Annotated in this window: 19 protein-coding genes; 11 read left to right on the top strand and 8 right to left on the bottom strand. The window is 66.2% G+C overall.

Going from position 1 to position 22,786, the window contains the following annotated elements; genetic code table 11:
* Positions 1 to 54 precede the first annotated feature (54 nt).
* On the bottom strand, positions 55 to 3,144 hold the full coding sequence (locus tag N4264_RS17300) for a PKD domain-containing protein (RefSeq protein WP_261693484.1): 3,090 nt from the start codon (positions 3,142 to 3,144) through the stop codon (positions 55 to 57).
* A gap of 118 nt (positions 3,145 to 3,262) precedes the next feature.
* On the opposite strand from N4264_RS17300, the gene N4264_RS17305 reads away from it, so the two are divergent.
* The 5 genes from N4264_RS17305 to N4264_RS17325 all read left to right on the top strand — a co-directional run bounded on the left by N4264_RS17305 (position 3,263) and on the right by N4264_RS17325 (position 9,655).
* Positions 3,263 to 3,952, top strand: coding sequence for a hypothetical protein (locus N4264_RS17305; RefSeq protein ID WP_261693485.1), 690 nt, complete (start codon positions 3,263 to 3,265; stop codon positions 3,950 to 3,952).
* 191 nt (positions 3,953 to 4,143) lie between these two features.
* Positions 4,144 to 6,966: a DUF3160 domain-containing protein gene (locus tag N4264_RS17310; protein ID WP_261693486.1), complete on the top strand. Its 2,823-nt coding sequence runs from the start codon at positions 4,144 to 4,146 to the stop codon at positions 6,964 to 6,966.
* The gene (locus N4264_RS17315; protein ID WP_261693487.1) at positions 6,942 to 8,381 is read left to right on the top strand and encodes a CapA family protein; all 1,440 of its coding nucleotides are present in this window, start codon (positions 6,942 to 6,944) and stop codon (positions 8,379 to 8,381) included. Before N4264_RS17310 ends, N4264_RS17315 begins: the two co-directional genes overlap by 25 nt.
* Before the next feature lie 133 nt (positions 8,382 to 8,514).
* Complete coding sequence (locus tag N4264_RS17320; RefSeq protein ID WP_261693488.1) at positions 8,515 to 8,892, top strand: DUF6463 family protein; 378 nt, start codon at positions 8,515 to 8,517, stop codon at positions 8,890 to 8,892.
* Between the two features lie 217 nt (positions 8,893 to 9,109).
* On the top strand, positions 9,110 to 9,655 hold the full coding sequence (locus N4264_RS17325; protein ID WP_261693489.1) for a nuclear transport factor 2 family protein: 546 nt from the start codon (positions 9,110 to 9,112) through the stop codon (positions 9,653 to 9,655).
* 288 nt (positions 9,656 to 9,943) lie between these two features.
* Here the strand turns inward: N4264_RS17325 and N4264_RS17330 are convergent, their stop codons facing one another.
* On the bottom strand, positions 9,944 to 10,405 hold the full coding sequence (locus N4264_RS17330) for a hypothetical protein (protein ID WP_261693490.1): 462 nt from the start codon (positions 10,403 to 10,405) through the stop codon (positions 9,944 to 9,946).
* The gene (locus N4264_RS17335; RefSeq protein WP_261693491.1) at positions 10,402 to 10,965 is read right to left on the bottom strand and encodes an RNA polymerase sigma factor; all 564 of its coding nucleotides are present in this window, start codon (positions 10,963 to 10,965) and stop codon (positions 10,402 to 10,404) included. The genes N4264_RS17330 and N4264_RS17335 overlap by 4 nt, the downstream gene beginning before the upstream one ends.
* Before the next feature lie 125 nt (positions 10,966 to 11,090).
* On the opposite strand from N4264_RS17335, the gene N4264_RS17340 reads away from it, so the two are divergent.
* Entirely contained in the window at positions 11,091 to 11,432 is a 342-nt protein-coding gene (locus N4264_RS17340; protein WP_261693492.1) for a hypothetical protein, read from the top strand.
* A gap of 66 nt (positions 11,433 to 11,498) precedes the next feature.
* Here the strand turns inward: N4264_RS17340 and N4264_RS17345 are convergent, their stop codons facing one another.
* From N4264_RS17345 to N4264_RS17365, 5 genes are all read right to left on the bottom strand, one after another.
* Positions 11,499 to 12,032, bottom strand: a complete 534-nt coding sequence (locus N4264_RS17345) for a zinc metalloprotease (protein WP_261693493.1) — start codon at positions 12,030 to 12,032, stop codon at positions 11,499 to 11,501.
* A 116-nt stretch (positions 12,033 to 12,148) separates the two neighbouring features.
* A complete protein-coding gene (locus tag N4264_RS17350) occupies positions 12,149 to 13,528 on the bottom strand; it encodes a delta-60 repeat-containing protein (protein WP_261693494.1) in 1,380 nt (459 codons plus the stop codon).
* A 79-nt stretch (positions 13,529 to 13,607) separates the two neighbouring features.
* Positions 13,608 to 14,909 carry a hypothetical protein gene (locus N4264_RS17355; protein ID WP_261693495.1) on the bottom strand — a complete coding sequence of 434 codons (1,302 nt, stop codon included), beginning with the start codon at positions 14,907 to 14,909 and terminating at the stop codon, positions 13,608 to 13,610.
* Positions 14,910 to 14,964: 55 nt separating this feature from the next.
* The gene (locus tag N4264_RS17360) at positions 14,965 to 15,450 is read right to left on the bottom strand and encodes a DUF4157 domain-containing protein (protein ID WP_261693496.1); all 486 of its coding nucleotides are present in this window, start codon (positions 15,448 to 15,450) and stop codon (positions 14,965 to 14,967) included.
* A gap of 42 nt (positions 15,451 to 15,492) precedes the next feature.
* Positions 15,493 to 16,278, bottom strand: coding sequence for a hypothetical protein (locus N4264_RS17365; RefSeq protein ID WP_261693497.1), 786 nt, complete (start codon positions 16,276 to 16,278; stop codon positions 15,493 to 15,495).
* A gap of 163 nt (positions 16,279 to 16,441) precedes the next feature.
* Here N4264_RS17365 and N4264_RS17370 point away from each other — a divergent pair, with 163 nt between their 5' ends.
* The 5 genes from N4264_RS17370 to N4264_RS17390 are packed head-to-tail and all read left to right on the top strand — an operon-like array spanning position 16,442 to position 22,779.
* Positions 16,442 to 17,086 (top strand): RNA polymerase sigma factor, encoded by a 645-nt coding sequence (locus tag N4264_RS17370; RefSeq protein ID WP_261693498.1) that lies wholly within the window; start codon positions 16,442 to 16,444, stop codon positions 17,084 to 17,086.
* The gene (locus N4264_RS17375) at positions 17,083 to 17,799 is read left to right on the top strand and encodes a zf-HC2 domain-containing protein (protein ID WP_261693499.1); all 717 of its coding nucleotides are present in this window, start codon (positions 17,083 to 17,085) and stop codon (positions 17,797 to 17,799) included. Before N4264_RS17370 ends, N4264_RS17375 begins: the two co-directional genes overlap by 4 nt.
* A gap of 8 nt (positions 17,800 to 17,807) precedes the next feature.
* Positions 17,808 to 19,142 (top strand): S8 family peptidase, encoded by a 1,335-nt coding sequence (locus tag N4264_RS17380; protein WP_261693500.1) that lies wholly within the window; start codon positions 17,808 to 17,810, stop codon positions 19,140 to 19,142.
* Positions 19,135 to 20,175 carry a DmsE family decaheme c-type cytochrome gene (locus tag N4264_RS17385; protein ID WP_261693501.1) on the top strand — a complete coding sequence of 347 codons (1,041 nt, stop codon included), beginning with the start codon at positions 19,135 to 19,137 and terminating at the stop codon, positions 20,173 to 20,175. The genes N4264_RS17380 and N4264_RS17385 overlap by 8 nt, the downstream gene beginning before the upstream one ends.
* 12 nt (positions 20,176 to 20,187) lie before the next feature.
* Positions 20,188 to 22,779, top strand: a complete 2,592-nt coding sequence (locus N4264_RS17390) for an MtrB/PioB family outer membrane beta-barrel protein (RefSeq protein WP_261693502.1) — start codon at positions 20,188 to 20,190, stop codon at positions 22,777 to 22,779.
* Positions 22,780 to 22,786: the final 7 nt, after the last annotated feature.

Here is a 22,786-nt window from a genome sequence, read left to right on the forward strand (position 1 = left end):
TTCTTCACTTATTTCCGCAGATGCCGCCCGACTCGCGTCGGACGGCATCTGCGCTTACTGGAACCCGTTGGCGAAGATGCGGTCACCGCCGGTCGTATCGAGCGAGATCGCCAGGTTGATGGCGCCGCCCGTCGCGTTGGCCGCCGCATTGGCCACGGCAATGACATAGGTCGTACCGGCAGTGACCGGGAAGTCCACCTGGGACGTCGTGACGCCCGCTGCCGCGTCGTTGTTCATGGCCACCGGAACCAGCTGGGCGAGCGAGGTGCCCGTATACACCGCGACGACGCTGTCGAACGCGGTACCGGCCAGACTCACCCGCGCCAGGCCCGCCGAGGGTGCCGTCCAGCGCCACCACACGGAACCGGAACCCGGCAGGCGGGCGTTGTGCGGCGGTTCCAGGTATTCCATCGTCGCGTACAGGTTGGTGCCCGTCGTCGTGACGTTCGCGCCCGACAGGGCGATCCGATTGACGAACGCATCGTTTGCCGGTCCGGCAACGCCGGTGATGGCGCCCTGCGCGCGACCCGGGTAGGCCACTTCGTAATCAATGCCGTCCGCGATATCCACAATGACCGACTCATCCGCCTCGTTGGGCGAGGTGTCCGAGTTGGCCGTCGCGACAATGTCGGCGCTCGCCGCTCCAGCGGGGATATCGACGAACAGCGCCGTGCCAGTGGAGATCTTGTAGTCGTCCGAAGTGTTGGTGGGGTTGCCCGACGTAAAGGCGGTACCGCCCCGCTTGAACCAGACTTTCAGCGGATTGGTCGTTGCGCCGGTGCGCGCCACGCGGAAGACCAGCGTGTCGGTGCCGTTGGGTTGCGCGGTGGTATCCACTGCCGTCACCGACACCACAGGGTGCGCGGTGGCCGTGAAATTCACGTCCGTGCGATCCGCCGTCAGGTTCACCGGATTGGTGAACTGGGCCGCCATGTCCATGCCCTTCTTGCTGGCCTGGAAGGTGATCGAGCCGGACGCCAGCTTGTTGATCTGGAACGTGCCATCGCTGGCCGTATACGCGCCGCGATAGTTGCTGCCCGTCGCGCCATTCCACACGTGCACGCCTTCCACGCCGACACCGCCGACGGTCACGCGTCCGCTGGCGCGAAGCGCCGTCGCCGGCGGGGTGCCGACCGTCACCACGACCGCCGCGCTGGCGGTGCCACCCTTCATGTCGCTGGCTGTTACACGAACGCGATAGTGACCGGCGCTGCTCCACGACTTGGTCGCTGTACGCGCATTGATGCCGCCATAGGTGCCATCGCCCCAATCCCAGGTGTAGGCCAACGAGTCACTGTCCGCGTCCGCCGCCGTTGCCGTGAAGGTGACCGTGGCCCCGGTTGCGGCTGTCGTGGTGTCCGCAACCACGCTCACCGTCGGCGCGCGGTTTCCGGCAAATTCGCCATTGTTCACCTGCAGCGTGATCGTCGCGGGCGTACCGTCCTGCTTGGCCACGGGCGTGACGTGCAGACCCAGCATGCGATCCGAATACGTCCGACCGAGCATCAGCGCACCGTCGCCCACGCCGCCGCCGCTTTGCGGCGTCATGTCGACAAACCAGTTCTCGGTTCCCTGCAAATTGACATGCACCGCGCGATCAAACGCCGGGAACTGCGTGCGATGTTCGAACCAGGCGATGCCGTTGACCGGTTCGGTCGCATCGGCCGCCATCATCCAGTAGCGTTCACGCGGGTAGAACGCAGCGGCGCCCAGCGTGTTCGACAAGGTCGTCACGTCGTGCGACGCAAACCGGTACTCACCCGACCCCCACACGCGCACCAGCTGGCGATTGAACAGCCAGGTCAGTTTTTCCTTGGCACTGGCCGTGAAATGCGCTGTCAGGGCGCCGCCGCTGCCCATGCGATCGAAGATGTTGCCGTACTCGGAATTGGTACCCGGGCCGACCACGTCGTTGCCGGCGGCGATATAGGCATTGGCATGAAACAGGCCGAGGTTATGACCGAACTCGTGCGCCAGCACGCCGGCGCTGTTGGTCTTGAGCCAGATTCCCGTGGCGCCGACGTAGGCCTTGCCGCCGTAGCTGCCCGGGCCATCGCGGAAACGCACCGCGTAGAAATTGAAGTTCGCCGTATTGAACCCGGCGGCCGCCGCCGCGGCGCGGGCGTCGCTCAATATGCCGCCGTCGCCATTGTCGAGGTAGTGTTGCTGCGTGTTGGGTAGCACCAGGATCGGCGTGATGGTCGGCACTACGTCGCTGATCGCGTTGTAGCTGAAGGCACGCGAAAAGTCGCGCAGGCCGCTCATGGTCGCCGCCGCGGTGGCGTCGTCGGGCAGCTGGGAGGCGTCCTGGTCGCTGAAACGGACGCGAATATAGAGAAACGTCTTGGAACCGGTGGTCCAGGACGATGCGACGTCGCCCAGGCGCAGATCGGCATTGCCGGTCCTGGCTTCCTGTTCGGCGATACCCCACTGCTGGACAATCTGCTCGAGTTCGGCCGCGCTGCAGAGCGTTCTGACCTGGTTGCCGGTCACGATGCGCTGGCGCGCAGCCGGTTCGCTGCACGTCCTGGCCGGATCGGCCACCTGGGCCGCGGCCACGGACTCATCCGCTTCCAATACGCGATAAGGCCATTCAGAGATCGCCACGTCACCGTCGATCGCGATGCCATGCACCGGCAGTGCACGCAAGGTAGCCAGCGATTTCCGGCGTCCGTAGGTGAACGGCAGATAGCGCTCCTCGCCCATCACCAGCGCCGGAACGCGTACCGCGCGATGAAACGGCTGCTCGACGCCATCGGCGTCGGCGCGGTGTTCGTGATACATCTCGATGGCGTGCGTGAGCACACCCATGCCGTCGATCGGCTGCTCCAGTTCCGCCTGCACGGTCGCCGGCAACCCGGCACGTACCGATGCCGGCACGGCGTGCTGCAGAGCCTGCGCAGGATCCGTCGTGATCAGCGCATGCAGCGCAACGCGGCGCGATTGCGCGAGCCGTCGACCCTCGGCCAGCGATTCTGCAGATCGCTCAGTGGTCGTGGCGCGCGCGTAGACCTGCGCCCAGTCGTCGAAGGCCCGGATAGCCGCGGTGTCTGCCCCTTGGGCCCCGTGGGCCACGTGGGACACGGCAACAAGCGCGGCGAGGCCGATTCCCCACCGGCGGATAACGCCATTCAAGCGGTGCATGCTGATTCCCCGATTCAGTTCGTCCATCGGCGCCGTTGCTGTGACGGCGCCAGCCCATATAAGGCGACGGATATTGTTTCCGGATTAACCCAACCGATCCCTAATACGCCGCACAAAAATGACATCTGGTTATTTCGCGCGCCCTGGCCGACTGGCCAGGCTGGCGGCCGAGACTGGTTGTCCGGACGTGATCGGCGTAGGCTGGCTCCACCCTGGCTGGACCGACGGGCGGGCCACACACCCTGGGGGACAACGTATGCTCTTGTACGGATTGGGCATTGCAGCCCTGCTGTTCGTCAGTGCCGTGGTCCTCGGCGCGCTTCACCTGCGCGAGAGCCGGCGCCGCGCGCTGGCGGCGATCGCCATGATCACCCTGCCCCAGATCGAATCATTGCGCCGCGAATGCGAAACCGTATTCCGCGACAGATTCGGCAAAACGCTTTCACTGGGCGACTTCGAATCCAGCGCGCTGTTGCTGAGCGAATATCTGGATAATTCCCAATTATTGAAATCCGCTTTTGCACGACCGGATTTCTATTGGTATTTCATATTGCCGGTCGGCGCCTATATCGGCGAACTGGTGCGCACCCACGGCAAGGGCACCTGGCGGACGTCGCGCGGTGGCGGCGTCGAGATGTCGATCGACCTCGACGATGGCCACGCGACGATGTATCCCTTCGAGAAGATCCTCAAGCACTTGCTGATGGGCTCGGCGGGCGATATCTACGCTTACCTGAAGTCCGCCGCGACGATGGAACAGGTCGTCAGCCGGATCGCACCACTGCATGATCCGGCCGGATCACCCTGAAAACGCCCCTCGGCCGTCCCGCGTCGCCCAGCAAGGGCGCTTTCGCCTGAACGCGTGACCCGGCGGAACGTCCGCAGGCGCGGGTGTGCATCACGCCACTGCCGTTCGCCTGCGGCTATGCTGTGCCACTTTGCGCCGGGATGGCGCTGTAAAGCGGTAACCGTGTCGCCACTCTGCCAAGGATACGAGCCATGTCCGACCGACTTCTCCGCGCCCTGCTGCCGGCCGCCCTGGGTGCCGCGCTGGCCGTTCCCGTCCGTGCCGACGAGTCGGTCTTCGTCACCCCGGAGCTGACCGTGACGGCGTCGCCGGCGATCGCGTCACACTGGGCACTGCCTGCCGACGAGAAGGTGATCGATTTCGACATCTGGCCAGACCGTCCCGTCGCCGTCGCCCTCGTTCGCGGCGCAGACGGCGCAGTCGGCGTGCGGGAATGGACGATCGGCACCACGACCGCAAAACTGCTGGTTGCCTTGCCCGGGGACGTGAAACCGGCCAGCCTCACCGTTCATCCGCTGGGCCGGAAGGTATTCCTGACAGCGCGCCGCGGGGAGGAGTCGGTGATCTTGTCGGCCGCCGAGCAGGAGGGCTGGCAATGGAAGACGCTACGCCAGGGCAAACGCGAGCTGCGGCGCCTCCTGGTCGCGCCGCGCCCCTTCGTCACCGGCTACGAAGCCGCCACGAACCAACCGATCCTGCGCTACCGCATCGTCTTTGGCGAGCGCCTGGAGAACGGCAGCTATTCCACCCGATCGATTACCGAAGAAGGTGATCGCGACTACCAGGTCGTCGGCCCGGCTTCCGACTACACCGCCATGCCGGACGTCGACATGGAACCCACGCGCAACGAGGCGGCCTCAGCCCTGCCTTCGGCGTTCCATCCGGCGGGCCACATCCTGCTGTGGCAGGACCCACACGGCTGCTTCCAGCAATTGCCCTACGACAGCATGAACTGGGGTTCACCCAGACCCGTCGCCGGAAAGCCCTGCGGCGGCTCGGTCACCGTCACGCCCAACGGCCTGGGACTGCTGCACTGGAAGAAGGGCACGCCCGGCGTCACGCTGATCACCGGGCATGGACAGGTGAAATCCTCCGTCGCCGCCACGCAGACGTTTACCGGCACGCCGTCGTCCGTTGCCGACGGCAAGGGGCTGGTGGGGCTGGTCGACCAGGGCGGCACCACGGCCATGCACTACGTACCGATTTCGGTGCCGCTGGCGGATGTTGTCAACGCCTGGATGTTCGTGGAAGACCCGACGGACGAAAAGCAGCTGACCGCCAATAACGGGCTGTTTCGTCCGCTCGATCACGAGCAGCTCTACCAGCTGTACGAATCCGAAAACTATGCCTGCGGCGGCTACGAGGCCAGCATCCCGACGCGTCCCTACTTCATCACGACCGATGTCTTCCTGGAGCTCGTCGGCGCCGCGTACGAAGGCATTTTCGTGATGCACGAGCACCAGGCCGCGGTGCCCGCATTCTGGACGTTCGTCGACGCCGCCGCGGCCGACCTCGCGACCCGCCAGCCGGATAGCCCCTGGGCCAAGGCGTTTGCCGCCGTGGCGGCACTGCGCCAGGACGGCACCCGCAACGCCGAGACCCAGCGCATCCGTGCCGCCAACGCGCGCGCGCCGTCGGACGCACTGGAGTCGGACTTCAACTTCGCCGAGCTCACGCCGCGCGGCCACTACACCGGTTCGCCGGAAATGGAAACCTACTTCAAGGGCGTGCGGTATCTCACGCGGATGGCGGCGCTGCGAACGGACTCCGCCGTGCTGTCGTCGGCCTCCGCCGAGGTCAAGACCCGCGCATTGCGCTGGACCGATGCCTATCGCGCCTTCATCGCACCGGGCCGCGCGCCCCTGGCCTGGAGCGCCGGCAGCCGCGCCCTTCCCGCCTACGCACGGCATCCGTTGACACAGCCACAGGTATTCCCGCTTTCCTGGGGCTACGACAACGAGATCCTGCTATCAACGGTGTATCACCCCGACTGGCCCGAGGCGGAACAGATCAAGGGTAAAGACGGGCCACGCCTGCTGCCCTCGGGGCTCGACCTCGCCGCGGCGTTCGGCAGCGAGCGGGCACGCGAACTGTTGCGGGAAGATCTCGGCCGTTATCCGGCCCTGGGTCCCGTCCTGGATAGCGTCGGCCGCCGCGCACCGACAGCCGGGGCCGGCGACAGCCTTTACGATGCCTGGATGCTCCTGCTCGGACGCCAATGGCGCACTGCCGATCTTCCCGGCGCGGCGGAACTGGACCGCACCTTCTGGCAGACCAAGCGGTTGCAGACCGGCCTGGCCTCCTGGGCGACGCTGCGCCACGCCACGGCCCTGGTCAATGAGCTGGTTGCCGCCGAATGCGGCGAGGGTGGTTTCGAAGCCATCGTGCTGCGGCCGCCGCGCGGCTACGTCGAGCCGGATCCGGAGTTCTTCGCAACTGCGGCGCGCCTGTTCGAGCAGATCGACCGTGCCGTCGCCGCACTGGAAAGCGCCCCCGGCGGCAAACCACTGGAAGTCAGCGACAACGGTGTTTTCAGCGGCGTCAATGAAGGTGTGTCGCGTCGCCTGAAGGCCACCGCCGAACAAGCCCGCCTGTTCGAAGCCATAGCCCGCAAGGAACTCAAGGGCGAGCCGCTGACCGATGCGGAGTACGAGGCAATCCTCTACATCGCGCGTATCGCCGAGCACCACCTGCTGATCTTCAAGAGCCTCAACAACAAGGATCTCGCGCTATCGAATCCGGAGCCGATGATGAAGATCGCCGAAGTGGCTGGCGAAGGCCCCTGGCTGATGGCCGCGGTGGGACGGCCGCTGGAGTGGGACCAGGTTGTTCCGTTCTATGGCCGGCGCGAGATCGTGAAGGGAAGCGTCTATTCCTACTATGAGTTTCCGTCCGACACCGTCATGACCGATGCGCAATGGCGCGATCGCGTGGACCAGGCCACGCGACCGGCGTGGATCTCGCGGCACCTGTCGAGCAAGGGGCTGTCATGTCCTGCCGTCGCGCCGTTCTGATCCTCGCGCTGGCACTGGCGAATACCGCACCGGCATTCGCCAACGAGTTGCGCCTGCTGTTTACCGGCGACATCCTGCTGTCGCGCCAGGTGCATGAAGAGTGGCGCCGACGGGGCACCTCGCCCTGGGAGTCGCTGGCGCCGCTCTTCCAGGCGGCAGACTGGGTGGGGGGCAACCTCGAAGGTGCCTTCGGCAACAGCGAGGGCTGCGCCGGCGCAGCCGGTCCCTGTTTTGCCATTGATACGGCGACAGTGCCGCTGGTCGTGCAGGCCGGCTTTGATGTTCTCACCCACGAGAACAACCATTCCGGCGACCTGGGAACTGCGGGCCGCAGGGAAACCATCGCGGCGCTGCATCCGGCCGGCGTGCTGGCGCTGGATTTCGCGCAATCGCCCCGGTTTTTTCAACGCGGCGAAACGACGCTCGCGCTTATTGCCGTTAACACTGTACGCGGCCGCGACGGTCGCACGCAGGCAATACCGTCCGTCGAGCTGGCGCAGAAGTTGCGCCTGGCCCGTTCCGTTGCGAGCGTCGTCGCGGTATCGATTCACTGGGGCCCGGAACTGGTCGACTGGCCCAGCTCCACCCAGCGCGCCCAAGCGGCATGGCTGGTGGACCAGGGCGCCGACGTCATCTTCGGCCACCATCCGCACGTGGTGCAGCCGGCCGAATGCGTCAGCGGCAAGCCGGTGTTCTATTCGCTGGGAAACCACCTGTTCGACCAGAAATACCCGCAGACCAAACTCGGCGCCATTGCCGATTGCCGCGTCCGTGACCACACGCTGCGCTGCGCGGCGCTGGCCACGCGAACCTCACCGGGCAGCACGTACCCGCGGCTGGCGGATATCACGCCTGCGAACACGTTGGCTGACTGCGCCGCGCCCCTGCGCGCCGGGCTCGTCGTCGATGGCGTCGCGATCCGGCCGGAACCGTGGTCCTCTGAGCTGCCGCCCGATGGAATGGCGCTGGAAGGCTGGCGTGACGGAAAACGTCTCTGGCGTTCGCGGCGCCAGCACGTGCTATCCCTCGAGCAGGCCCGGCTGTCCGGCGACAATGCGCCTCCCCTGCTGTTCGCCCTGGAGCGGCACGCGTCGCCGCTGGACATGACCACCGGTGTACGTCCGTACGTGTACGCAGTTGGTCCGCGCGGGCTGATTGCCCGTTGGCGCGGATCCGCTCTGGCCTGGCCGCTGCTCGACGCCGTCACGCAGGCTGGCGACGATCGCAGCATCCTGTGTGCGCTGCATCGTGGCGACTCCTTCATTGCACCGGATCCGACGACGCGACAGACTCGCGTCGCTGCCTACCGCTGGAACGGATTCGGCTTCGCCGGACTGGACCCGGCCGGTACCGATGCCTGTGCGCGCCGCTTCGCCACCGTGCCGACGGGCGATGCCGCGAAGGCATCCCCTTGATGCGGCCGGATTATCCAAAGGCGCGATTTGAGCTATCAAATCATCCCGTATTTTTCATACTCTTTTCCGGTTCCGCGCCGCGCGGCTGCGACGCGCTAACTGCTTACTTTTCTCACCTCCAAGGAGCTTCACCATGAAAGCGTGGATTGGCCGCTGGTTGACCGTTGTCGGCGTACTGCATTCGGCCTTCGCCGTGCTCATCATGAAGCCGGTGTTCCCTACGATCCTGGAACGCGGCGTGATTGATTCGGTAGGCAACGAAGCCCTGATCGGCGCGCCGGTGTGGTTCATGTTGTTCAGCTTCCCGCTCCTGACGACAGGCCTGGCGATCTCCGCACTGGAAAAGTCCCGCGCGGACATTCCCAAGTCGACGGGCTGGCTGCTGCTCCTGATGTGTGCCGTCGGTGCCGCGCTGTTTCCCGCATCGGGTTTCTGGCTCGCCATCCCGGCCGGCATCGCCATCCTGGTGCGCAAGCCCGCGCGCTCGAAGCTATCCATGACCCCCGCCTGAGTTCGCATTGTCGCTGTGAGTCAATGCACGCCGGCTGCCCCGCAGGGCAACCGGCGTGACGACAGAAAGGCAGCACCCGTGAGGCCGTTGCCGGCCACTGCAACCACGTGGCACGCGCCGGTATCTCTTCCCCGGACGTCCTTGGTCACCCGGCTAGCGGTGACCAAGGAAACCACCTCCGCGCCGGATCCCGGCGTGGACCACACGGGAAACTGCCATGCACCGACGCTACCTGCTCGCCTTCCTGCTCCTTCCATCACTGGCCATGGGGGGCGACCCGCTCGTCACGCGCACTCTGGCCGACGGACACCAGCTGACCGACGGACCGCGATCCAGCGCCGCCCTCGAGCAGGAAATCCGCGCCCTGGACGCACAGTTGTTCGACGCGGCCTTCAACCACTGCGATGCGGATCGCACCGCCGCACTGGTTTCCGCCGATTTCGAGTTCTACCACGACAAGTGGGGCCAGACCGCGGCATCCGGACAGGCTTTCATCGATGGCGTCCGCGCCATGTGCGAGCGCCGCCGTACGGGCCAGGACTTCCTCGCGCGACGGGAGCTGATCCCCGGGAGCCTGCGCGTCTACCCCATGAACGATTACGGCGCAATTGAAACCGGATCGCACCGGTTCTACCGCGTCGAAGCGGGCAAGCCCGACGTCCTGACGGAAACCGGGCAGTTCACGCAATTGTGGAAGAAGGAAGCCGGCGCATGGAAGCTGACGCGGGTACTCAGCTTCGATCATGTGCTGGCAAGCCCGTAGAGGATTCCGGCCTTTACCGACCCTGCCGACGAAGCGCGGCGTCGCTGCGTCGGCAGGAAGCACGCAATGCTTCAAGCGTGGCGAAGCCTGATCGTTCAGATCCACGCGCTGTCTGCGCGCAAGACCACACGCTACGCCATACATTTCGCAACGTGTGGTCGCGAAATCGACCGCACGGAAGAGCGGTCGCGGAATCGGCCAGGCCCAATCGCGCGGTACAATCCAATCCTGGGTTGGCGGCACCGCGTGTATCCTGCTTGTGCGTGTCGGCCCTGGAGCGAAAACCTCCTACTGTCGAATCGCAATCGGCCGATTCCCACCGCCCCCGAACAGCGACGTCAGTGTCGTGACGCCAACGCAGACGACGAACAACAGTCCCCACCCGTTGGCCATGCGTCCGGCCGACGGGAATGCGCGCTGGGCCTGGTCCAGCCATTGACCGCCTTCGGTAAGGCCAAAGAACAGCGCGACACCGGCCAGTACCAGCACGGACAACCACAAACCGCCGCGCTCCAGGCGGGATTCGGGCCCCGGGTCCGCCATCGCTGCCCGCTGCGCCACCCGCCGCGCGAAATCCGGGGGGAGTACCGTCACCGGCGGCTGGCTCAGCACCTCAGCCATCAGACGGTAGACCTGCGCCTCGGAATCGACTTCGCCTGCGGGGAGCTTCCACGCCGCCGCCAGCCGCCCGCGCTCCTGCGCCTGCCATTCGCGCTCCCGGCGCGGATCGGAAAAAGAAGGGGTATTCATGCCATCACTCCAAGACGGTTTTCCAGCCACTGGCGCAACTGCAGGCGCGTGCGGAACAGGTGGCTCTTGATCGTGCCCACGGCCATGCCGGTGACCTGGGCAATATCCGGGATGCTGAGTTCTTCCAGGTGATACAAGGTCAGGATCGTGCGTTGCACCGGCGGCAGCGCGTCGATCGCCGCGTGCAGGTGGCCGGCCAGCTCGTGATCGACCAGGGCTGACTCCAGGTCGAAGCCGTCGCTGTGACTGGCCAGCAGATCCCCGTCATCGTCCGCGTCGGCCGATACGACCGGGATGCGCTGCTTCTCCAGGTGCCGCAGGGCCACCATGTAGGCCACCCGGCCGATCCAGGACTTGAGCGCGCAGTCGTAGCGGAACTGGTGCAGGAACTGGTGGACCCGCAGGAACGCCTCCTGGCACAGGTCGCGGGCATCTTCCGGATGCCGAACCAGGCGCAGGATGATGTGCCAGCACAGCCCCTGGTGAGTGGCGACCAGGCGCTCGAAAGCCCCCGGTTTCCGGGCCAGTACGGCTTCGACCAGTTCCTGGTCCGGATTCATTGCGGGCAGCACTCCATGCTCGCAAAGATACGGGGTGTTGCGCGCCGGTTGCAGCCGTTGCAACCGACGCTGCTTCGGCCGTATCCCTATGCCTGTCGCCGTCACTGCCTGCCGCGGAGCCTGCCATGGAACAACGCATCCTGATTCCCATTTTCATGTTTGGCTGCATCACCTACGTGGTCAAGCTCCTGATCGATGCGCGCATGCGTTACCTGCTGCTGCGCATGGCGGCGGCGGAGGACGTGGTCCGTGGCATCGTCGCCAGCGAGCAGGTGCAACGCCGGCACGCCTCGCTGCGCACGGGGATCACGCTGGGAATGGTGGCGTTGGGATTCGCCCTGATCGAGAGCTTCGGCTGGCGCGACGTGACGCCGGGGGTGATTGCGGTGCTGGCCGGCGCCCTGAGCGCGGGCAACCTGATCTACTACCACCTGGCCCGGCGCTGGGCGACGTCCCCGGATGCGTAAGGAAGAATCCAGACCGGCTGGTGCGCCCTATCCCGCAGCCAGTGACCTGAACGCCGCCGAAGCGTCTTACCCGTAGCGACGCGCGTTGCGCCAGCGCCGACGCAGCATCGGCACGACGCCCCAGGCAACGGCCCCGTCCAGTGTCCGGATCGGCAGCAGATTGATCGCCAGTACCAGGAGATTGATCGGGATCCAGACGAAAAACGCCGGACCAATGACCTGCGCCAGCCCGGCTGGCAGGCGCGGCATGACGACCAGCAGCAGGACCGCCGCCACCAGTACGGCCGCCTGGGCCAGTGCCCCGCCCCAGGCCACGAAGATGTGATCTTCCAGGTGACGGGGCTGCTGGAAAATACAGCGTCCGTGAAAACCGACGAGATTGATCTCGATGACGCGCAGTCCTCGCCAGCGCGCCATCAGTGCGTGCCCGGTCTCGTGCGCCAGGATGAGTCCGAAATAGGCCAGCGTTGCGGCGAGCGCTCCGAGGAACCGGCCCGTTGCGGCAAACGCCACGGGAAGCATCAGCAGCACGGACCAGTGCACGACCACAGCGACGCCGCCAAGGCGCAGAATGCGTGTGCCGCGAGCACCAGGACGCATGAAGGATCCGGACTTCCCCAACTGTCAGTGGCGCCATTAGGCCCCAAGGCCCGATGGCCTGGCAATGACAGCGGGGTATTTCGTGACGCGATGTAGCAATCCGGCGCGGCTCGGGCTCACGGCGCGGATTCGAATCCGTCGATGAACAGCGCATCCGTATCGACGATGACGCGCATCACGCCGAAGTCGGCGATCCCGGCAGCAGCGTGTTCGGGCATGTAGCCTGCCACCAGCACACGCCCTTGCGCGTCCATTACGGGCCTGGCGGCGTAAAAAAGGCCGCTGGGTTCGAAGATCACCTGCGCGACGCCATGGGTGCCGAAGGTGTCATCCCGCTCGCCTTCGGCCGTGAAGCGCGCAACAAAGGCGCCGGTCCCGTTGTCCGGTCCCGCGGCGACCCACCGGCCCGCGCGGGTTTTCGCCAGCAGAAGCGCTTCGGCCGGTGCGGGCGCCGTTGCAACTCCAGCCTGGCCGAAGCTCGTATCGACGCTGCCGTCGGCATTCAGGCGCAGCAGTACCAGGCCGAAGGAATCGCTGGTTCCGGCAACCATCGTCCGGCCGTCCGGCAGGGCAACCGCTGCGGTCAGATGCAGTATCTGGGGTCCAAAGACCACGGAGCCGCCATTGCCGAACGAGAGAACCCGCGCACCGCGCGCGTCCACATGCAGTGCCCCGGCGCTGAACGCTTCTGCCGTGTACTCGGTGCCGACGACCGTGATGCCGCCGCCGGCCTCCATGGCGATGGACTGGGCGTGCGCCTGATGGCCCGCGCTTTGCGGCGCGTAGTGAAATTCAGCAAGCCCGCCGTATCCGAATCCCGTGGCGAACAGGCCGTCTGCGGTCATCCGTGCCAGCATCACGCGCCCTTCTGCCAACGCACTGCCGACCGGGCGGTAGAGTGCCTCGCCAGCCAGCAGGACGCGGCCATCGGCGGTCAGGCTGCTGGTCGCGATCGTCGTGGAATCGGCCTGGAACAGGCCGAAATGGGTGCTGCCTGCCGTCCCGAACCCTGTATCCAGCGCACCTGCCGGGGTCAGGCGGATCACGGCGGCATGCCCGAACCGGCCGCCAAAGAATGCATTTCCCGCCACGAGCAGGGAACCATCGGGATACACATTGACGGACGTGGCGCGATCCTCGCTGTGCCCGGTCAGTCCGCTGAGATTGAAGGCAAACGTTCGCCAGCCGTCCTGGTCAGTGGCGAACGCCGGGTCGCGGGCACCGTCGGGCAATAGCCGTGTAATCAGAAACTGTGGATTGGTGTACCCGGCGTGCCTCGTGCCGGATCCGGCGACGCCGATGCGCCCTTGTGCATCCACGGCGATCGCGCGCGGCTCCGCCCAGCCGTCGGGCCAGTCGAATGTCGCCCGCCCCTGGGTACCAAAGGTCGGATCCAGCTCACCATCAGCAGCCCGCGACGGCAATGTGCAGGCCATGCTGATCGCGGCGATCGCGCCGCAATGCGCCAGGTACCGCCAGAAAGCCGTTCGATGCATTGCCGCTTCCCACGATGCTTTGCAGCAGACGTTGCCAGCATAGCGGATGACGACGCTGATCCTGCTGGCAGCACGCGAATCAGCGACTACTGTCCCCGCCCATCGGCAGAACGCCGACCACGACGCCATCCCCCAGTTTCTCCGCGACGGCACTCAGCGGCGGCACCTGGGCCAGCTGGCGCTGCTTGTCCTCTTCGGTGGCGCCTTCGCTGCTCTGGATATGGGCGATGCGTTCCCTGCGCGTGCGGATGGCCACCAGTTCTTCCGGCAGGCGCACGGGGGCGGAAACCGGCACGTCCGCGAGCGTGAGCATCGCGAGGAAGGTGCTGCCGACGCGGGAAGAGCCGCCTTCGATGTAGCGCAGGTCCGTTGCACCGCGCAGGGTCCAGTGGAGATCGAAGGAGTAGACGGTCTTGCGGTCGGCTGACAATTGCGCGAGGAGGCGATTGCCGTGCAGACGGACGGGATAGTCCTTGCGTGACTGGAAATCGTAGATCACCGATTCCAGTCCCGACGCCAGCAAGGCGTAGCGACCATCGCTGCCCAGGGCAAGTGCCCGATAGGAACCATACCGACCCCAATAGCGTGCAGGCACGGTGAATGTGTGGCGCTCGCCGTTGGCGGCAATCCGGGTCAGTTCACCGGTCGGGTCCAGGCCGTTCTCGGTGCCACTTTCGTTGTTGAAGCGCGCCAGCAGGATATCGCCGTTGGGCCAGCAATCCTGCACCCAACCCGACCGCAGTTCTTTCGCGCGGGCCGCCGGCGTGTCCAATGGCGGCGGCGCCGGTAACAACGAAAGGGTGTAGTCGAAACGACGAAACCAGGCGTTGCCGAGAAAGGCCTGGCTGCCGGCGACATGACAGGCCCCGACCATTTCGCCACTATTTTCCACACCCCTGCCAATTACCGTGGAGGGCTCCGAGCGGCGACGCACTTCGCCGTGCACGCGGTCGGATGCGTCGAACATCAGGTAGTCGATGCTGTCTTTTCGCGGCGCATCCGGCCCGGAAACCACATGAGTGGACGTCAGAATCACGTCCGCGCGGGGGTCAGCCGGTATCTCCACTTCCGTGACGCCGGGCAGGAAGCCGATACGCTGGAGATTACCCAGCGCGAAGACGGCCGTTCCACGGTGGTTGTAGGGCGCATCGATCACCACGTAGGCCTTCTGCTGTGCGTGGTCCACGGTCACGGAGTACACCCCGCGGGCTTGCGCCGGAAGGTCCAGCTTCACCGCCTCGCCGGCGATCTGGCTGCCGTCGCCGCTCAGGGGCACTGTCCAGCCATTTTCGAAGACCAGCCGCAACGGCGCTGCCGCTCCGGCCAGTGGCAGTGTGACCAGCGCGAATGCCACTGCACGGATGATTCCTTTGCCTTGCATGCGTCGATTCCTGGTCACTGGCCTGCCGCTGGGCAGGGACGACCGGCGGGATCCGCTACGCGTAGGGCCCATCCCGCACCTCGTGCAGGCGGGCCTCGACTTCCAACGGAGCACGTTCATACCCGAACGTCAGCAGCTGGCGCAAATACACCGGCAGGAACCGGGCGATCGATCCGGCCTCCTCGTACTGGTGAACATGCCGCAATTCATGGGAAAGCAGCCGCATCCCCGCATAACCTTCCCGCAGGAAGATTCCATGGCCCAGCGTCAGCCCGAGGGTGGATGGCCTGAGAAACCCCAGCGCCCGCGCCGCCAGGCGCAATCGCCAACTGTCGGGAGCCGGGATGACGGTGACCACAAGCACGCGCACGCGTTCCGGCTCACGGACCCCCATGCGCCGGGCCACTGCCGTGCCACGCTGCGTCAGGGGCTTGCCATCGCGTGCGATCACGGCGGCCTGCTGTTCGGCCCATTGGATCGCCAGCGCAGCCAGCGAAGGCAGGCGCGCAAGCAGCAGACGTCGCAGCAAGTGACGAATCACGGCTCGTCTCCGCAACGCCGCGCGCTGGCGGCACGCGGCCGGTCAGAAACTCCACAGGACCGTCGTCACCCATTGCCGACGGTCCATCGGCTTGGTCACAGTGCCCATTGCCGGTGAATTTGTCCACAACAGTGACGTGTACAGCGTGACGTCACCCAGCGCATAGCTCAGTCCGGCATTGCCGTAGGCGTAGTCCTGGGCCGGCAGCGGCCGCACGTCCGCGTAACCGGCACCCAGCTCCAGCGACAGTCCGGCAAACAGAGGCTGGTGCCAGGTGGCTTCCGCGTATACCACGGTGCCGCGCCGGTAGAAGCCACGCGGCTTTCCCTTGCCGGCGTGACGACCGGTGTAATCGGTCATGTCGTAGAGGGCCTGGTTCGGCGATACCGCCACGGACATGCGCCATCGATCACGGTAACCCACGGCAGCGACCGCCTCGTCGTAGTGGGAGTAGATCTCCCAACGGTTGCGCGGCGACTCGTAGTGCACCACGCCAAGCTTTGCCGCCCAGTCGTCGCCGAGCCGGAAGCGCCGATCCGCATAGGCCGCAAGCTGGACACCGGCCTTCTGGCCCGGCGGACGCTCGGCGGTTGCGCCCAGGCCAAAGAGCCAGCGCTCGCCGCTGTAGTGCGCGTCCGCCAGCCAGGCCGGAAGCCCGCTGCTCAGGCTGCGGCCGCGCTGGACATTGTCCGTGGCCATTCCGAGACTGCCGCCCCATTGCTGGGCCGTGGCGGGCGCGCACAATCCGGCCAGCAGGGCCAATCCCGAGCCGGCAAGGCGTGCGTTCCGGCGTTGGCTGCCTACCCTGTCCGACCCGACCGTATCCATCACAATCCTTTTGGTATTCAATGTTCTGGTTCGTTCTGACGCAACAGAAGACCGCTACCCCACCCTGGGTGGCGCGCCACCATGACCTGCCGCACGGCGATCCGCAACCTTTTGGCGTGGCACCGGCACTCATCCCCGAAACAACAGGTTCTGCAGTGACGCAATGAAACCGATTTCGGACTTACCTGATGCCCAGTGCCACCCCCAGCGCCCTGACGAGGCGTCCGGCGACGGCGCGGAGCGTGCCCTGCTCACGGCCGTCGCAAATGGCGACCGCGTCGCATTCCAGCGCTTGTACACGCACTACTACACCCGCCTGATCCGCTTCCTGACGCGCCATACCTCGCGCAGGGACCTGCTCGACGAAATCATCAACGACGTGTTCTGGATCGTCTGGCGCAAGGCACCGGAATTCCGGGGCGACTCCAAGGTCGGCACCTGGATCATCGGCATCGCCTACCGGTGCATGCTCAAAACCCTGCGCTTCGAGCCGGCCTCGCGCGAGAGCGCCGAATTCACCGACGACGACATGGACGGCGGCTGCACTGACACGCCCGAAGCCGAGCAGCGCGAACTGCGCGACTGGGTCATGCGGGGCCTGGCCACGCTGCCGCCCGAGCAGCGCATGACACTGGAGCTGGCCTATTACCTCGGCCAATCCTGCGAGGAAATCGCCGCGATCATGAATTGCGCGGTGGGCACCGTGAAAGCCAGGATGTTCCATGCCCGCCTCCGTCTTCGTAACACCCTTCCGGCCATCGGCGGCGACACCGCCGTGCCAGTCCGTTTTCCGGAATCTGCACCATGAGCGTTGAAACTCCTCTCACCCATCCGGAAACCTGGGAACTGATTCCCTGGGTCATCAACGGCACCGCCGACGCCCACGCAAAGGCGCGCGTGGAAGCGCATCTGCGCCACTGCGCCGACTGCCGCGACGAATACGCGCTGCAGTTCCAGCTGCACGCCGGCATGCAGGTACCGCAGGCCGGTGCACCGGATCCGCAGCCGGCCCTGCAGCGTCTGCTCGCCCGCATCGAAGCGGGCAGCGCAGATACAGAACCGGCTTCCGCCGCTCCACACACGGTGGTTGCGAACGGGGAACCTGCCCTCACCGTGACGCGCGGCAGCCGGCGCTGGATCTCGGGCCTGGCTGCGGCGGTGGCGGTGCAGGCGGTGGGCCTGGCATTGCTGGGCACGGCACTCGTCCAGCGTGACGACACCCCCGACACCCGCGCCGGATTCCACACCTTGTCGAGCGCGGCAGTGCCATCGGCCGCACTGGTGCGTTTCGTGCCGGCGCCGGGAATGACAGTCAGCGAGATGCAATCGCTGCTGGCTGAGGTAAAAATGCATATTGTGGAAAGCAGCGAGGAGAGCGCGATCTATGGCCTGGCCCCCCGTCGCGATCCGGCGGCACCTGGCGCCGTCGCAACAACCGACGTTGCCGCAGTGGTGACGCGTCTGCGCGCCCATCCGCAGGTGCTGCTGGCTGAACCCATTGCCGGCAGCCAGATCCGATGAGGCAGGCCGTGACAGCCGCCCGACGCCCTGGTCGCCTCGTCCTCGCGGTGGGACTCTTGCTGACTGCCACGGGCATCTCGGCAAAGCAGGTCCAATGGCCCTCCGGTGAACCCTCAGAAGCGATGATCGTGGTGGCGCTGGCCGACAAACCGGATCCCGCCATGGCCGCCGGGGGGACTCCGCGAGGCTACGGCGCCTTGCCCAGCTACGCAGGAAGCCAGCGCGCGGCATCCGCGTCCGCCCGACTGGCAACCGACTTCCAGCTGCGCGAGGTGTCGGCCTGGACGATCGAACCGCTGCGGCTGCGCTGCATGGTCTACGCACTGGGTGATCCGGCAAAGCGCGACGACATCGTGGCCGCATTGCGCCAGGACCGGCGCGTGAAACTGGTCCAGCCGCTGCAGGAATTCGAAACCTTCGCCAGCCCGTCTCCACAGACGGAACCAGCCTCTGCTGCAGTGCGCCCGCGCTACAACGATCCCTACCTTGGCCTGCAGCACAGCTTCGCGGCGATCGAAGCGGCGGACGCCCAGCGCTGGGCGCGCGGCAAAGGCGTTACCGTCGCCGTGATCGACACCGGCGTGGATCCCCGGCACCCGGACCTGGAAGGTCGCATCGTCGCCTCCAAGGATTTTGTGGCGCAGACGGCATCCCCCGCCGCCACGGACCGCCACGGCACCGAGGTCGCGGGCGTGATCAGCGCCGTTGCGGACAACGAGGTTGGAATCGTCGGCGTCGCGCCCGAAGCACGGCTGTTTTCCTATCGTGCCTGCTGGCCGGTCGCCTCGCAGGCCAGCGCCGCACGCTGCAATTCGTACACATTGGCACTGGCACTGGGTGCGGCCATCCATTCCGACGCGCGTATCATCAACCTGAGCCTGGGCGGGCCGAAAGATCCACTGCTCGAAGAGCTGGTCCGTTACGCGATTGACCATGGCAAGGTGGTGGTCGGCGCGGTGCCGCCATCGCGCAACATGACCGGCTTTCCGGTCGGCATCGACGGCGTGATCGCCGTAGATACCGGCGAGGCCGGTCCTGCCGCACCCGACGTGCTCGCGGCACCCGGCAAAGACATCCTCACCCTCGAACCGGGTGGCCACTTCGATTACGCCTCGGGCAGCTCGCTGTCTGCGGCTCACGTATCAGGGGCCGCCGCACTGCTGCTCTCGCTGCACCCACGGCTGGACGCCGCCCAGTTGCGCCAGCTGTTGCTGCGCAGCCGACGCGATGCGGGCGCTTCCATCGATGTCTGCGCCGCGATGGCCGAGCTGCAGCGGGCGGTGCCCGGCGACCGCAACGTCCCCCAAGGATCCCCTGCCTGTGGACACTCGACGGATGGCTGACCTCACCCGCCGTATTGCCGCACGACTGATTCGCCTTTCCACCCTGCTGCTCTTCGCCTGCGCTACACCCGGCGTAACAGCCCAGACCTTCACCGCCGACGCACGGCCGTGGCTGGCTGCTGCCGGCGCCGCGGGCGGCGATGCGCCGGCCGGCTTCGCCCAGGCGCGCGTGGCGCGCAATCCCGGCGCGGCCCAGGCCGTGCCGATCGGCGAGAAGGCGTGCATTGCCTGCCACCAGCTCGAAAGCGAGCATTTCACCCACACCTTGCACGCCCTCGGCCTGCACGCCGCCGCCAAGGCAGACCCTTCTGTTCCGGTGTGCGAAACCTGCCACGGCCCCGGTTCCGAGCATGCCAAGGCGCCGACGCAGAAAGGCAGCATCATCGGCTTTACGCGCGAGTCCGGCACGCCGATCGCCCTGCAGTCGCAAACCTGCCTCGGCTGTCACTCCGGCGGCGCCCGCGATCATTGGCTCGGGTCGGTCCACCAGCGCAATGACGTAACCTGCAGCGATTGCCACAACCCGATGGCGAACTTCTCCGGCGAGGGACTTCTGGCGAAGAAGTCCGTCAACGAGACCTGCGCGCAATGCCACACGGATGTTCGCGTCCAGTTCGACCGCCGTTCGCACATGCCACTGCCCGAAGGACAGATGAGCTGCGTGGACTGCCACAACCCGCACGGCTCCACCGGCAAGTCGCTGCTCAAGACCGACAGCGTCAACGAGACCTGCTACGAATGCCACGCGGAGAAGCGCGGCCCGTTCCTGTTCGAACACGCCCCCGTGCGGCAGAACTGTCTCAATTGCCATACGCCGCACGGTTCCAACGAACATGCCCTGCTGGTCACCTCGGTGCCCCAGCTGTGCCAGCAGTGTCATTCCGGGCTGGGCCATCCCAATGACCTGCAGACGCCACTGTCGCTGGGTTCCGGAACCCATCCGGACGAACGACTGATGGGGCGCGGCTGCGTCACTTGCCATGCGCAGATCCACGGCTCGAACGCGCCGTCGGGCCCGAAATTTCACGAGTAATCCGGAGCCGACATGCCGAACACGGAATCCCGTATCGCGCTGCCTGCCTCCTACCCGCCGGGCATCGGCCGGTGCGGGGCCTGTCGCGCCGCCGTGCCACTGTTCATGGCGTTCTCGCTTGGCTGGGCGGCCACTGCTTGCGCTGACAGCGGTGCAGGGCTACGCAACGGGCCTCGCGAAGCAGGCGGCGTATCCGCACCAGGCGCCCTTGATCCGCGCGGCACGAGCTGGCTTCACGCCGGACAGCGGCGCAGTCCCGGCGGGCAGTTGTACGAGTGCCCCGCCCCACCGCCTGCCGACGCGGATGCCCCCTGGCTGCACGCCAGCGTCACCATCGGCTACGCCGCCACGGCTGGCGACGAACGCAATGCCCAATGGGGCCGGTTCCGCGGGTGGGACGACGGCGTCGTTGGTCGCGTCGCCGTGCGTGCGCAGGATCCGCTGGACGCCACCTACCTGCAGGCCGATGCCGCCCGGCTGGGAGAAGACGACGCCTATCTGCAGGCGCTATTCGGTCGCGCCGGCAGTTTCAAGGTCAAGGCCATCCTCGAACGCCGCCCCAACCTGCTCAGCCACACTGCGCGTCCGATCTGGAACGGGGTGGGAACCAGCGCACTGACCTTGCCGGAAATCCTGCCCGCTGCAGCAAGCAGTGTCGGTCAGGTCGAGGCAGTGTCATCCGCCACGCCGGCCATCACGCTGGGGGTACGGCGCGAACGGCAGGCGCTGGAGTGGAACAGCTATCTGTCACCACGCTGGAGCCTGTATGCGCAGGTGCGCAACGAGCACCGTAAAGGCGCGCGCCCCTTCGGCGGTCCCTTCTATTACGGATTTGCCTTCCCTGACAACGCCGGCGCGCTCGAATCGGTCAAGCCGATCGACGACGACACCCTGGCGCTCCAGGCCGGTCTCCGCTTCGCCGGCGACGACTGGCGCATGGCGTTTTCCTACGCCGGCTCGTTCTATCGCGACCGCTACCGCGGATTCACGTTCCAGATGCCGTATCCACTGACGCCATTCCTGGCCGGAGCCACATCACCGGGCATTGAACGCGGCCAGTTCGCCAGCGAGCCGGACAACGATCACCACCGCATTGCGGCCACCTTCACGCGCCGCCTTCCATGGAACGGCGAAGCCTCTGTCACCACGGCGCTCGGGCGGATGCACCAGAATGACACGCTGATTGCCCCTGTCGACTGCACCGGCGTATTCGGTGTCGACATCCTCGGCAATGGACAGCCCGGACCCGACAATCCCTATCTGTACAACTGCGCAGACTGGAATTCGCCCGCTTCGCTGTCCCGCCCGCGGGCGGGACTGCAGATCGACACGTCCACCGTCAACGGACGCATTGCGCTGCGCCCTTCCGACAGCTGGAATGTGTATGGCGAATGGCGTTTCCACCGCCAGGACTACCGTGGTGAATACCTTGCCTTCAACCCCCTGACGGGACAGTTCGGCTACATCGCGGAAAACGGCGCCCAGGGCAGCATCCTGCCGGGGCAGGCCGGGTTCTGGGATCCGCTCACGGCCGCCTCGGTCGTGACACGCATCCGCAGCATTCCACTGGACCAGGAAACCACCGAAGCCACGATCGGTGCCGACTGGTACCTGCCGGGTCGAAACACGCTCGGTGCCACCGTGACGGCGCAGCACGATGCGTTCACCCATCGCGAACGGCGCGACCTGGATGACGTGCGCGGAAAACTGACCTGGATCAACCGCACGCTGGACGGCCTCACCCTGCGCGCCAACCTCAGCATCGGCGACCGCTCCGGCGGCGCCTACGACTACGCGCCGCACGCCTATGGCTATTCGACCAGCCTGCCCGGGTTTGTCGTGCCGGATACCGGTATTCCCGCATTGACCGTCGACGCGATGCGCATGTACGACCTGTCCGATCGTCAGCAGCGCAAGGCGGATGTCATGGTGACGCTGGCCACGGGCGCACGCTCGACCGTGAATCTGTCGGTCCGCCACGATGACCAGGACTACGACGCGAGCATCGGACGCCAGGGTTATCGAACCCAAGGCATCACGCTCCAGTGGGAATGGCAGCCCATTGCATCGACGACGCTGTCGGTGCACGCGGGTCATGATCGCTCGCGCCTGGATATCGCCAACATCAACGACCAGGATATCGGCTCCGATCCGACGCTCGGTGGACCCACCTACCCGGAAGCCGGCCGCTGGTGGTCACGCGACCAGCAACGCAACCGGCATGCCGGCGCCACGTTCCGGACACAGTGGCGCGGCGTACATCTGGATGCCGGATGGAACTGGATGCAGTCGCGCGGCGTGACTTCCTATCGCTTCGAGACCGCCGCAGCCCTGGCCTATTTCCCCGACGGAACGCGTGTGCCGGGCAATCAGTTTCCGGCGATGACGTACCAGCGAAATTCACTGTCGATCGGCGTCACGTTTCCGGTGGCCAGCGACTTCACGGTACGGGTGTTCGACACTTACGAACGCGCGCGGATCCAGGACTGGCACTACAGCGGATTCGGTCTGGATCGCATTTTCGGCCGCCGCGTCTACACCGACGGCGGGCCGGAAAGCTATGGCGTCAACTGGTTCGGCGTCACCGCCGAGTACGTCTGGTAAGGGGACG

It is taken from the genome of Tahibacter amnicola (assembly GCF_025398735.1).
Taxonomy (GTDB): domain Bacteria; phylum Pseudomonadota; class Gammaproteobacteria; order Xanthomonadales; family Rhodanobacteraceae; genus Tahibacter; species Tahibacter amnicola.